This window comes from Nocardia yamanashiensis NBRC 100130 (genome assembly GCF_001613325.1).
Classification (GTDB): Bacteria; Actinomycetota; Actinomycetes; order Mycobacteriales; family Mycobacteriaceae; genus Nocardia; species Nocardia yamanashiensis.
Map to the genome: position 1 here is coordinate 39,392 of NZ_BDCD01000040.1, position 12,099 is coordinate 51,490.

Here is a 12,099-nt window from a genome sequence, read left to right on the forward strand (position 1 = left end):
AGCCCGTTAGGGCAAGCGGCCGCAGGTCAGGGGCACAGTGCATCCTCGAGGATGGTCGCGCCGAGTTCGAGTTGCAGCAGCGCCAGCGCGGCTTCGTCGTCGTCCTCGTCGGGTTCGTGCTGGTCGGTGCTGATGGTCGGCGGCCTCGCACCGGGGGAGACCGTGGCGAGGTAGTCCGGGGTGTGGTGGTCGAGTTCGGCGATGCTGGAGTAGCCGCTGATCTCGCGGGCGTCGTAGTTGGCGGTGATGACGTCCCAGAATTCCCAGAACTCGGCGCGTTCGTCACGGTGGCGCGCGAGGCGTGCGGCGTGGCGTTCGTCTGCCCTTGCGGTGAGGTCGGGAACGCGGCGCGGTGAGCGGCCGGTGCGGGCGATCCAGCCGTGCCCGTAATCGACCAGGCCGAATTCCTGAAGGCGTCGAATTGCGCGGTGCACCGTGCTGAGGCTGATTCGGGCGGCTGCCGCGAGTTCTTCGGGGGCGACGGTTTCCCCCGACCCGGATTCGATGGCCTGGAGCATTGTGTAGACCCACCAGGCCGCGAATCCCACCTCGCTCCATATCGGGTCAATGGGTTCGGGGCGCGCCGCAATGGCCTCCCATTCGGCCGCTCGCACGATTTCTCCGTCGAGTCGGGGGGTGATGAGGGAGTAGCGGTCTCCGGAGTGGTCTCGGGCATTCCAGCGGCTCACGAAACACACTGGTGATCCTTCAATCGACCGCAGTTTCCGCAGTACAGTGTGGGTGGCCTCTTCACCGCACAGACCTGCGGCAACGGACAGGAATCGGATGCCGACCGCGGTGGAGGCGCTGCGGTTCATGGCCATGGCCGCTGCGAGCGCCGTCACGACTACCAGGGCTGTCCATTGCTGCTGGCGCTGAAAGTGTCCGGAGATCAGGATCCATTTGCGGGCGGCGGCCAGTGTGTAGCGAATCTCCCGGAGACGCCTATCCCCCCCTGTGTGCACTTGTTCGGATTTATGGGCGGCTTTAGACGAATTTTCCGACTTACTCGCGAGGCGCTTGGTTGCGTATTCGAATGCCCGTGTCCAGTCGAGTGTCAGACGTTTGACGTGGTCTTTGCGTTGGGCGTAGTGGGCCCAGAATCCCGCCCAATCGGGATTGTCACGGGTGGCGCGAACATCGTTGAGCGACCAGCCGAGCATGGCGAGCTGGTGCAGGACCGACAGCCGGGCGTGGCTGGGGGTCCATGGCTTGCGCAGTTTGTCGCGCAGGTCGGGGACCTTCGCGAACCGCAGGAACGCTGCGACCCACGGGCGCAGCTTGTCGCCGGGAACGGTCGGCAACCGGTCGTCGGCACCGGGGCCGGGGACGTAGTCGCGGGCACCGGCGGCCGGGCCGTCGGTGTTGTCGGCAGGCTGGGCGGTGGTGAGGTGCATTTGCTCGTTGGCGATGCCGCGCAGCTTCGCGGCGAGGCCGGGAGCCGAGCGGGTCTCGAACGCGGCGAGGGCTTCGGACACGGTCATGCCGAGCAGTTCGCGGAATCCGCCGCCTTTGCAGCGGGCTCCGGGCGGGGCGATGCAGCCTTGTTCGGGGTTGGACATCGGCAGGATGTCGAGTGTGGGCAGCAGGGATTGCAGCTGCTGATACATCGGCAGCAGAGACCGGCAGCGCAGCTGCTCGCCCCTTGCGAGCGGTACGTAGACGTGGATGCCGCCGCGCGGGGAGACATCGGCGACGTAGGTTCCGCCGAGTTCGCGAACCCATGCGATGAGCCGGAAGGCGTCGCGCTCGACGGCCGCGCGCGCGGCGGCGCGGGCGGCAGGGGAGTCGTCGGTGGCCTTGGGGTCGAAGTCGAAGACGAGCACACCGGTGCGGCCGTCGTTGTTGAAGATGCAGACAGCGGCCGGGCGTGAGGGGAGTGTGCGGTAGGTGAGACGTGCGGCGTCGTCGTATTTGCCCTTGCCACCTGGCCGGGGGGCTACGTAGAGCCGCATCCAATGGCGGCCGGCGAGGTGGAGAGTGAAGGCGGCCCAGAGAGCGCGAGCGATTCGCTCGTCAGCTGGATCATCGCCCGGAACAGTGTCCGCGATGTCGGGCCGCAGCGCCGTGGCGCTTGGGGTTTGCGTCGTAGGGGTTTTCGAGGCCACGACACACGCCGATCCGGTAGCGCCGGAATTTGGGCGTGCGGTATCCTCGGACCCAGAGTCCTTCAGCAATGTTCCTGTCCAATGGTTGATTGCTAAGGGCCCTGTCACAACCCAATCGGGAGATGTTTCGCAGCTCTCCCGTAGGCTTCCGCGACAGCTCCCGCGCTTGGCAGGCTTGGGGGCTGTCGCCCTACTTTGGGGTGTTTCTTTGGGGCCCTGGGGGTCCTATTCAGTTGTGCTGGCCGCGATTTCGCGGACCTTTACATCATCGTGTCGGGTACGCCCTGGCTAGGCGACCGACTTTCGCTTGCGCGAATCCTCCTGGCTTTCCTCCGCTTCAAGGGGCGGCTGGTTCTTGTCCTCCGGGACAAGAATGTCTTCGACTGGGATGCCGCTCATCTCGGACACCACCATCGTCAGCCACCTGCTGCGGTCGCCACCGTGTGCGGCGGCGAGGTCATCGATCAGCTTGTCGACGTTCTTGTGCAGCTTGAAGCCATACGTTTTCGGGGTGTACTTCAGGCGTTTTACTCCAGCCATGGTGAGCATCCTTGCACGGGAAGTCTTGATTCGGTGTCCGACACGCTGATCTTAGTTAACCAGAATGCGAACCGGCTAATCCGCTGGAAATCCTGGCACGGATTGGCCTGGGGGAGTGCGGATTCGCCCTGATCGGGCGCATGGATGACGACCGGACGGTACGAAATTCGTGTGCTGACAGCCCGACCTCGGCAGGGTGGATGCGGCAGGATGAGGGATCGATACCGGGTCCGCTTCCAACAGCGTGGGGTGAATTGATGGCAGATAAGGACGCAGCTCAGTTGGCTGCGGAACCGTATACGCCGGTGTTCCTTGCGATTTACGACGTGTGGGTGATCAAGCTCAGCGACCGGTTCGCGTGGCGTTGCCCGGCGGAACGGATGCTCGAGCCGTACCGGAAGTTCGCCGGTGCCCGTCATCTCGAGGTCGGTCCGGGGTCGGGCTGGTATCTGGTGAATGCGCAGCTGCCCGCGGATTGCACTGTGACGCTGCTGGATCTGAATCCGACGCCGATGGAGCACACCCGACGTCGGTTGCAGGGCAAGGTGGGTCGCGTCGAGACCGTGACTGGCAGCGTGCTTGAGCCGGTGCCGGTAGAGGCGGGGGAGGGCTTCGACTCGATCGGCATCAATTTCGTCTTCCACTGCCTACCGGGTTCTTTCGCGGAGAAGGGGGTGGCGTTCAAGCATCTGGCCGGGGTCCTCGCGGATGACGGGGTGCTGTTCGGGTCAACGATTCTCAACCAGCGCCCGGCCACGTTGTTCGGGCGGGCGCTGACGGCGGCCTACAGCCGGGTCGGGGCGTTCAATAACAACGCCGATGATCATGCCGGGCTGGAGGCGGCGCTGAAGGAGGCGTTCGCCGATGTCGAGTTGGTCGATATCGGCGACGTCACCTTGTTCACCGCGCGCCAGCCCCTGCGCTGATTCCGGTGTCCGACTGGACGATTGCGGCTCAGCGGTGGCGAGGCGGGGGTTAGGCGCGAGTCCGCGGCCAGAGCTCGGCGAGCGAGAGCAGCTGTTCGAGTTCGCCGGTGAGGTCTCGAGTACCCAGTTGCACAGGACTCGCGGCGGGCGTGAGGCTGGCTGCGGGCAGGCCGGAGTTCTTGGCCTCGATGGCGGCCGCGATATGGGCGGCATAGGTGGCCGGATCCGGGTCGGCGAAGACCGGCGCGGTGCTGTAGCGCTTGAGATGCAACAGGCTGTCACGGATTTCGACGATCATGCGGTGTAGCCGGGTGGCGGGCTCGACGCGGCCGTGTTCGTCCCGGGGCAGGTCGAGCACGATTTCCGGAACAGCGGCGGTGAGGTCACGCCACAGTGGCCGCAGGCGGCGGCAGTAGCGGCTGGTGCGGTCCCATCCGGTGATGGTGAGCGCGGTACTGACCAGCGGAATCGCAACGGCCGCAGCGGATCCGACGGTGGCGAGGAAGAATATCCAGCTCTTGAGTTGCATTTCGGGGTCGGAATTGGGTTCGTCGGCGAGCACCTGGAGCGCCGTCACGGCCGGTGTGGCGACCGCGTCGAATCCGATGACGACCGCCAGAACGATGATTGCGATGTAGAGGGCGCGTTCGCGGGCGGTGGCGTCGGGCTGGCGGAGTTCGCGGATGGCGACGTAGCCGAGCGCCACGGCGGCGATGCCGATGGGCAGATAGAAGGCAACCCATGCAACGACAGCAGGCCAGCCCATGTATTCGTCGATGAGCTCGTTGGCGCTGCGGGCGGGGGTACCCGCGATGAGAATGACGATCGTCGCTGCGATGCCGGCCATGGTGTAGAAGCGCTGCTGGTGCCATGTGCGTTCGGGGTCGTCACCGCCCCACATCCCGACGATGCCCCAGATGTAAGTGATGGACAGGACGATGGAGCCGAAAGACAGCTGACGAGCGAACTGGATGGTGAGGTCGTCATCGAAGGGCAGCGCTCGGGCCAGCCAGTGTTCGAACCAGGCTTCGCGCAGGAGCAGCCCTGTGCCCGCACCGGCGATCATGGCGCGGTTGATGAGGCGATCGACAGGGCTGTCGTTGAGTAGCCAGAGTCTTCCGATGATGACGAGCAGGATGGCGACCATTACCGGCCATGCGATGAGGCCGGGAATCGCTGAAGTCATCGGCGAGGTCCTATCGGTGGCGGCCGCGGAAGAAGGTGGCACGCAGTCGGCTGGGTGTGCGCTTGGGCAGGGTTGCTTCGACCATGACCCAGTCGGCGAAGCTCTCGGCGTCGCGCTCGAGATCGGTCGTGTAGTCGCGGCGGCGGAGCACATTGCGGATTGCGTCCAGCGACAAGTCCGGCATGAGTGTGGTCAGTGGGAGATCGGTTGTCTGCGAGGGTATTTCAGCGGGGGTTTCACCGTGCCCGAGCAGCATGTGCCCGATTTCGTGGGCAAGAATGTGGTCGGCGTGCCATTCGGTGTCCGCACCGTACATGATCACATCGTCGTCCTTGCGGGCGATCCAGAGCCCTGATCCTGTGCCGCATCCGCTGCCTGCCAGTGCGCCTGGGTCGATCGCACATAAGACGATCGGCCGTCCACGGTGCGCGGCGACACGGTCGATGTACTCGGTGACGTCCCACGGATATGGGATCGGCACGAGCTTGGCCAGTTCCTCGAATCGCGCGGAGATGTTGTGCACCGCGGGATTCCCCCTCTCACCCTGTATTTGATCTATCCCCTGCGGGAAAGAGTCTAATTCCCCTGGTGGGGTGGGGTGGAGTGGTTATGTTCGTGCCTGCGGTCATCGGCAGGCGCAGGGGGCGCTAGCTTGTCCAGCTGCTCGGCGAGTTCGGTGATGTCGACGGTCCCGCGCATATGCACGTGGCGTAGTCCAGCGTCACGCATCGACGCCAGCAATCGCAGCTGCTGGTGGAATGGCGCGGCGAAAGCAGCATCGACCAGGTAGTCAGTGGGTACCTGGAAGTGCTCGGACAATGCCGTCAACAGCGCGTTCTCGGGAGGATTGTCGTCATAGGCACCTTCGCGCAGAGCGTTGACCTGCTCGGCCGGGATATCGCGACCGAGACGAGCACCGATTGCCTGAGCAACCTCGTCGACGTTTTGTTCCGGCATCGCCCGGGGGTGGAAAGTCCGGAAAAGCTGGTTGACTCGAGTGCTCAGCGATAAGGGCTGTACGTCGTTGGTCTGCATCGAAGATCACCTCCTCAGATCGGCTGCTGATCTTCAGCATATCGGTGCTCCGACTGATCGATCAGGGATCATCGTGCCTGGCGGGCCGGGGCAAGGGCACCCCGGCCGTGGGTCTACTTCGCTTGTGTCTCACTCGAATCCCCACATCCGGGTTTCCCAGTCCATCCCGGTCTCGGGGTCGACGGGGGGCCTAGCGGGCTCCGGCTTGGGTGGTGCGGCCGCGCCAGCATTCGCGCGGCGCTGCTGCATCTCGCGTTCCACTGCGATCGTGATGCGCCGCTGGGCCATGGCTTCGGCCGGGTCTGTGCCCTCGGTGAGTGCCTTGGTCAGAGCTACAGCATCTTCGATGGCTTCGCGGGCGCCCCGTACCCATGCTGGGCTGATGGCGTGATCGGCATCGCCGATGAGGATTACTGGTGCGACGGGGCGGAGCAGGTTGTGCATCGACACTTCGCGGGTGTTGGAGACATGGATGGTGTCGGTGGCCTCGACGATGGTGGCGATCAAGTCTTCGGCGGTGGGATCGGCGGCCAGCAGTGCGTCCATCCACAGTCCGGCGGGATGAAAACCGATGTCGTCCATGGGGATCGGATTGCGGGTGAGCCGGGCGAACCAGTACACGGCCTCGGGGGTCTGCAAGTGCCCGAACGTGGTGACCGGCAGAGGGCCTTCGCCAAGCTGGCCGTGGAAGTGCATCACGTCGGGGTCTGGCAGTGTCACCGGGCGCGCGGTGGTGCCGTAGATGACGACTTGTCCGGCGTAGGTGGGGCTGCGTCGGGGATCCAAGGTTGTCCGGGCCAGCGAATCAATGCCGTCGGCGGCGATGACCAGGCCGCCGCTGTTCAAGGCACCGTCGGGCCCGAAGAGGGTTCCTGTGCGGCGGTCGATGTCGGTCACGGTGTGGCCGTAACGGATGTCGGTATGGGCCGCGCGGGCGAAGTCGGTCAGCGCGTGCATGAGGCCAGCACGCGGGTAGAGGCGCTGGCCTTGCGAGGGACCGGTATCACTGCCGGCGGGACGATAGTGGAACTTGAATCCGCCGGGAATGGGATGCGAGACGGCGTCCAAAGCTTGTGGCGACACACCGAGCGCGGCGAGGGATCGCTGTGCTTGTGTGTCCAGCACTAGGAATGCACCACCGGCCGGAGCGGGTTGGCGCTCGTAAACGGTGACGGGGTATTGGCGGTGTGCGAGGGCCGCGCCGAGCGCGGTGCCGGCGATGCCGCCACCGATGATGGTGGTGGGGGTGACCACGGGAGCCTCCTTAGCGGTGCTGAACGAGTCGATAACTGCGGGCCAGCTCGATCAGGGGATCGGTGCCTGGACTCTCGATGGTGAGCAGGCCGACCGGGCGCACCGGCGCTATCGCTTCGGTGCGGTCAGGGTCGCGGCGCAACCGGTTGAGCGCGGCCGCCACTCGTTCGGGGGACTGGCAGCCCTCTGCGTCTAGGTCTTCGCTGAGCTGGGGACTGATGGTGACCAGCCGATCGCGGCATTCGATGCGAGTGCGCGACAGGGCCGCGTGCGGCCGCAACAGTAGCGGAGTTCGCCCGGTGCGCGGGTAGGCCAGCGCCGACGGGGAGACCGCTTCGAGTGTGTGGAGCAACTCGCGCAGGAGGCGGTTTTCGCCGATTGCGCGCCACAGGGAGACCAGTTGCCGGGAGCGGTGGGCGGCCGCGACCGCGCCGAAGCTCACCACCCATCCCACGGTGCCCGCCAGATACAGCAGCCGTTCGCCGACCGTGTACACCGCTGGGGCTTGTTGTCCGGCGTGCTGAATCCACACATCGGCGATGAAGGCGATGCCGGCGGCGGCCAACGCCCACAGGCTCACCGCTGCCAGCGTCATCGCTGCGCGCAGCGGGCCCTGAGCGCGGCGTGCGGTGCGGGTGGCCAAATACCCGCAAATCGCTTGCGCGAGTGGGAAGAATGCGAAGACGAACGAGTAGTAGCGGGCCACCTCGACCGCCGCGAAGTCGGTGAGGGCGGTCCCTGCGGGGACGGCCGTGCCTGCCGTGATTACCGCGACGGCGCTCAGCGCAGCGAATCCGGTGAGCGCGACTGAGATTCGCCATGCCCGGGTCGTGGCGTCGCTGTGCGCGTAGTAGGCACAGGTTGCGCACCAGGCGATGAGCAGAACCAGTGCCTGCACGGCGGCCAGGACGAACGGGCGGCCGCCGGGTTCCTGATTTTCGGTGTGGGCCATCGATTCGAGGACGAGATTCGCGGCGGTAGCTAGCAGAGCGGTGGTAATCAGCGCTGACGGGAGCGAGGGCCGTCGCCCGGTCTGGTAGATCCGCCATACCGCGATGAGCACGAACACCGCGGACCGGACCCACCATTGCGCGGTGGTGAGGCCGTTCATCGGAGATTCCCTTCGTCGGTCATTGCCAGGCGATCCGATCCTCGAGGGTGCGTGCAATGGCGGCACTGCGTTCGTCGTCCTGGCCGGGGAGGCGGGCATCGAGGTCGGCCCGGACCCAGGTGGTGATGGTGCGCGCCACGAACTCCGCGTCGCGTTCCTCACCATTTGTGTAGTCGCCGGTGCGGTGGGTGCCCTCGAACATGGCTTGCGCTGCGGAATCGGTTGTGCCCAAGAGGATATGAGCAAGCTCGTGCATCGCGATGTGGATCTGATGCTCGAGGTTGGTGTGTGCCTGCACGAAGATCAGGTATCCGCCGTCAGTACAGATGGTGCCGCCGAAGAATCCCGGGACTCGAAAGGGATGGCTATCGAGATCGATCGTGCAATCCAGTCGTCGAGCCACGGCGGCGATCAGCACATCGGCAGAGTCGTCGGGTCGGACATCCAGCTCACGCAACAGCCGCGCCAGCCGATGCCGCAGCAGCAGATACCGGCCGGGAGCGCGCGGCGGCGGAGCATTCAACAGAGGAGGGTGGTGCATGTCTCGCGCCCTTTCTCATCTCACCCGGGCGCGCGTGACACCCGCGAGGTCCCCGGGGCCTAGGCTGTTTTGTCTTGCCCGGCAGTGGGTTTGCGCCGTGCTATGACTTTGGCGAACAGTTCGGCGAGCTCGTCGTGGTCGATGGCGTCGCCGCGCAGCGCGAGTCCTCGTACCCCTGCGTCGCGGGCTGCGGCGATCATGCGAACCCATTTGTCGGTGGCCTGAACCGCGTCGCCGGCGGAGTCGAGCAGGTAAGCAGCCGGAACCCCGAAGTGGTCGGCGATGGCCGCCAGTACAGCCGGATCACTGGGGCTCGCGCCCTCGCTCCCCCCGGCGCGCATCCGTCGAATCTCACTGGCAGGCACAGCTTTTCCCAGCTTCGCAGTGACCGAACGCGCTACGTCGTCCTCGGTTTGCGGCGTTGTCCCGCGGAGCCGGAAGGCGTCGAAGAGTCGATCCAGCTTCGCACTCAGTGCCAGCATGGTCGATTCGCTCATTTTCGCCTCCTTCTCACACGGGAAACAATATCGCGGTGGCTTCCTCCGGTGTGGTTGACGATCAGGGAGGATGTTGTGTCATCGAGGTAGTCATGACGAGCCGCTTTGCCTGGATTGGAAGCGTCGCTCGTAGCGTTCCCTGTCGGCCTCGTCCATGCCGTCTGTACGGCCGAGCAGGTAGCGCCGGTAGAGCCGCTCATCGGCGTTGGGGTCCTCGGGCGATACCGGCACCGAAAGCGCCTCCCCGAAGGCGATTTCCATCCACGGCGATGGGGTGGCACCGCGGTTGCGCTCCAGCAGATCTGTCACGAACGGCCCTATCAAGTTGGTGACCGCGAGATCGAGTTGTTTCAGCGCGGCGGGGAGCTCGGCGGTGCGCGCCTCGTGCAGCGCGCGGTGGGCGTCCAGCAGCGGTAGTAGCTGCTCCAGGCCGACGGTGCGTTCCGTGGGACCGGTCTCCAGCTCGCGCTGATCCTCGAGGCGGATCGGTTCACGGCCTTCGGTGAATGCTGTCGATGCCGACCCGGGCACCCACTGCAACACGGCGTCGTACTTCTCGAACGTGCCGGTGTGGGTGTTCTCCCCCAGACGCCCCGCCTCGGCTTCCACTTGAGTCCCTATCGAGGGCCCGTTGAGCTCGTTGTAGACGCGCTGCATCGACAGGTTCAGCTGCTTGCGGCGGTCTTTGACCGCGCGCGCGAAGAACTCGCCGTGTGCTCCCATGAACACCATCCTACTTCAGAATCACTATGAAACGTACCGGCAGACGTACTGTTTTTCCTTCAAAACCCGGCATCTCGCTCCGACAACGTTCTAATTTGTATTGAAATTGAAGCGTTGAGGTTCTAGTGTCCCAGTGAAAGAGATCACGCGCGAGCGGCTGGCCCGTCAGCGCAGGCCGAGCTTTTGGGCTCTCGAGAAGGGAAGTGAGATGAGCACGAAACGAACGCTGACCGTGCTGGCGGCTCTGCCGACAGTGCTGGCGGTCGGCACCGGGGTTGCCCACGCAGCTCCAGCACAGCCGGGCTTGGCCGCGCCCAATGGCGCGAATCCGGGTCTGACCGCGCCGAACGTCCCGCAGGCGGCGCCGCAGCAGGCCAGTCCGGCGAACTTGGTACCGGATGCGCAGGTTGTGGTTCCGGCCCCTAACCGGGCCAAGCCGAGCCAGCAGGGCCCGGTGCAGACCTGGGTGCAGCCCAGCAAGCCCAGTGCTGACACTGAGCCTGACGGCAGTGGAAGCGAGGAAGCGCCTGCGGCTGAGCTCGTAGTGGTGCAGACCTGGGATCAGGGCAAACTGCGCATTGGTGATGCGCTGTTCGATGCGCCGGCCGGAACCGATGTGGTGGCGCTGCGGAAGGCGCAGGGCTACATCGACATGGCGGAATGGAACCTCGCGGCCTTCTACGACTCGCAGGGGTTTTCCAAGGACGAGTCGGATCGGCGGGCAGCCTCGACGGTCGGCGGCGCGGTGGTCGGTGTCATGGCAGGCGCGGCCGGGGCGGGTGTTCCGGCGGCCGTGGTCGGCGGTGTCGGCGGCGCGCTGATCGGCGGAACGATCGGCGGTATCGCCGGTGCGGCCTTGGGGACGCTGATTCCGGTTCCCGGATTCGCCACGGTGACATCGGGTGTCGCGGGAACGGTGATCGGCGCCGTGGCCGGTGGCGCGATCGGCGCGGCGGTTCTGGGTGTCCCGGCGACGGTCGTCGGCGGCGCGGGCGCGGGTGTGGTCGGCGGCGCGGCCGGTTACGGGCTCGGCGGCGGCACGAACCTGACCGAGGCTCCCAAGGTGGAGCCGCTGGTGGAGGTGGCGGCTCCGGCCGCTCCGCCGCCGGTCGCGGTTCCGGTCGTGGATGTCGCGGCGGTCACCCAGCAGGTCAGCACGGTTGTCGACCAGGTGGCGGCGGTCGCGCCGGTAGCCGCTGACGCGGTGGTCTCGCTCAGCAATGCCATCGACGCGATGCCGCCGGTGGATCCTGCGACCTTCGGCGCGGCCGCGGCTCCGATCAATGACTTGATCGGAGCGGTACAGGCGGCCGTGGCACCGGCGCAGTAGTTCGCGAAAGGGGTGTTCTCGGTGAGCGATCAAACGCATGGGCAGGTCGGGCCTGACGACGACAGCGAGTTGTGGCGGTGGCCGACTTTGTCCCCGGTCACGGCCGATTCGTCGGCGGCGTCGGGGGACGACGGCGCGGAATGGCTGGACTGGGTCGATGCTGCCGAGGACACCCCCGCCGCAGCGGCGGGGGTGGACGACGACGCGGCCGACGCCGGGTTCGCGCTGGATGTGGATGTGCTGCCCGAGGATCCGATGGCCCCGGTAGTGGCCACGATGCGTAAACGCGCTCAGGCGCAGGCGCGCCGCAGGGCGGCGCTGGTCCGGCTCGGTGTCGGTGGAGGCGTGCTGGTCGCGGTCGCGGCGGTCGTTGTGGGCGTGGTGTTCGTGATGGGCGGCAACGGTAAGGACGCTGCGGCGGCTGGTCCGGCGCCGGTTGCGGCGACACCGGTGGCGGCGACGACGTCGGCAAAGCCGGTGTGGTGCAAGGAGATCGACACTCCGACCCGTGTGGTGTCGTCGGGTCCGGGTGATGAGACGACGGCTATCGGGGTGATCGTCGCCCAGCAATACGCCTGGTACGTGATGCGGGATGCGAACGCAGTCCGCGCGCATCTGGCTCCGGACGCGGCGGCGGCCGCGCCGGAGGCGACCGCCAATGCCATCGCCTCTACTCCGGCGGGGACCGCGCATTGCGTCACGGTCACCGCTGAAGGTGAGAACCGGTTCACGGTGAACGTGGTCGAGCGCCATCCCGACGGCACCGAAGTGCCGTGGGACCAGGTCGTGACCACGACTGTGCGCGATGGGCGAGTGCTGATCACTTCGATCAAATAGGGGAGCTGATG

Annotated in this window: 13 protein-coding genes; 3 read left to right on the top strand and 10 right to left on the bottom strand. The window is 66.1% G+C overall.

Annotated elements, in window-relative coordinates:
* Positions 1 to 26 precede the first annotated feature (26 nt).
* Together NY1_RS36230 and NY1_RS36235 are read right to left on the bottom strand one after the other, a co-directional pair.
* The gene (locus NY1_RS36230) at positions 27 to 1,955 is read right to left on the bottom strand and encodes a helix-turn-helix domain-containing protein (RefSeq protein ID WP_067721694.1); all 1,929 of its coding nucleotides are present in this window, start codon (positions 1,953 to 1,955) and stop codon (positions 27 to 29) included.
* Positions 1,956 to 2,396: 441 nt separating this feature from the next.
* On the bottom strand, positions 2,397 to 2,657 hold the full coding sequence (locus NY1_RS36235; RefSeq protein ID WP_067721695.1) for a hypothetical protein: 261 nt from the start codon (positions 2,655 to 2,657) through the stop codon (positions 2,397 to 2,399).
* A gap of 248 nt (positions 2,658 to 2,905) precedes the next feature.
* Between NY1_RS36235 and NY1_RS36240 the strand changes: the two genes are divergently transcribed.
* A complete protein-coding gene (locus NY1_RS36240) occupies positions 2,906 to 3,574 on the top strand; it encodes a class I SAM-dependent methyltransferase (RefSeq protein ID WP_067721696.1) in 669 nt (222 codons plus the stop codon).
* A gap of 49 nt (positions 3,575 to 3,623) precedes the next feature.
* Here NY1_RS36240 and NY1_RS36245 read toward each other — a convergent pair whose 3' ends face one another.
* The 8 genes from NY1_RS36245 to NY1_RS36280 all read right to left on the bottom strand — a co-directional run bounded on the left by NY1_RS36245 (position 3,624) and on the right by NY1_RS36280 (position 9,921).
* Positions 3,624 to 4,760 (bottom strand): MAB_1171c family putative transporter, encoded by a 1,137-nt coding sequence (locus tag NY1_RS36245; RefSeq protein WP_084536017.1) that lies wholly within the window; start codon positions 4,758 to 4,760, stop codon positions 3,624 to 3,626.
* Positions 4,761 to 4,770: 10 nt separating this feature from the next.
* Positions 4,771 to 5,283, bottom strand: a complete 513-nt coding sequence (locus NY1_RS36250) for a hypothetical protein (RefSeq protein ID WP_067721698.1) — start codon at positions 5,281 to 5,283, stop codon at positions 4,771 to 4,773.
* A gap of 53 nt (positions 5,284 to 5,336) precedes the next feature.
* Positions 5,337 to 5,795 carry a hypothetical protein gene (locus tag NY1_RS36255; protein WP_067721699.1) on the bottom strand — a complete coding sequence of 153 codons (459 nt, stop codon included), beginning with the start codon at positions 5,793 to 5,795 and terminating at the stop codon, positions 5,337 to 5,339.
* Positions 5,796 to 5,924: 129 nt separating this feature from the next.
* Positions 5,925 to 7,049: an NAD(P)-binding protein gene (locus tag NY1_RS36260; RefSeq protein ID WP_067721700.1), complete on the bottom strand. Its 1,125-nt coding sequence runs from the start codon at positions 7,047 to 7,049 to the stop codon at positions 5,925 to 5,927.
* A gap of 10 nt (positions 7,050 to 7,059) precedes the next feature.
* Positions 7,060 to 8,160 (bottom strand): hypothetical protein, encoded by a 1,101-nt coding sequence (locus NY1_RS36265; RefSeq protein ID WP_067721701.1) that lies wholly within the window; start codon positions 8,158 to 8,160, stop codon positions 7,060 to 7,062.
* Positions 8,161 to 8,179: 19 nt separating this feature from the next.
* Positions 8,180 to 8,578: an ImmA/IrrE family metallo-endopeptidase gene (locus NY1_RS36270; protein WP_169815452.1), complete on the bottom strand. Its 399-nt coding sequence runs from the start codon at positions 8,576 to 8,578 to the stop codon at positions 8,180 to 8,182.
* Positions 8,579 to 8,760: 182 nt separating this feature from the next.
* Positions 8,761 to 9,198, bottom strand: a complete 438-nt coding sequence (locus NY1_RS36275; RefSeq protein WP_067721703.1) for a thioredoxin domain-containing protein — start codon at positions 9,196 to 9,198, stop codon at positions 8,761 to 8,763.
* Positions 9,199 to 9,288: 90 nt separating this feature from the next.
* Positions 9,289 to 9,921, bottom strand: a complete 633-nt coding sequence (locus NY1_RS36280) for a hypothetical protein (RefSeq protein WP_157762690.1) — start codon at positions 9,919 to 9,921, stop codon at positions 9,289 to 9,291.
* Between the two features lie 208 nt (positions 9,922 to 10,129).
* Between NY1_RS36280 and NY1_RS36285 the strand changes: the two genes are divergently transcribed.
* Complete coding sequence (locus tag NY1_RS36285; protein WP_157762691.1) at positions 10,130 to 11,251, top strand: hypothetical protein; 1,122 nt, start codon at positions 10,130 to 10,132, stop codon at positions 11,249 to 11,251.
* A gap of 21 nt (positions 11,252 to 11,272) precedes the next feature.
* Complete coding sequence (locus NY1_RS36290) at positions 11,273 to 12,088, top strand: DUF8176 domain-containing protein (RefSeq protein WP_157762692.1); 816 nt, start codon at positions 11,273 to 11,275, stop codon at positions 12,086 to 12,088.
* Positions 12,089 to 12,099: the final 11 nt, after the last annotated feature.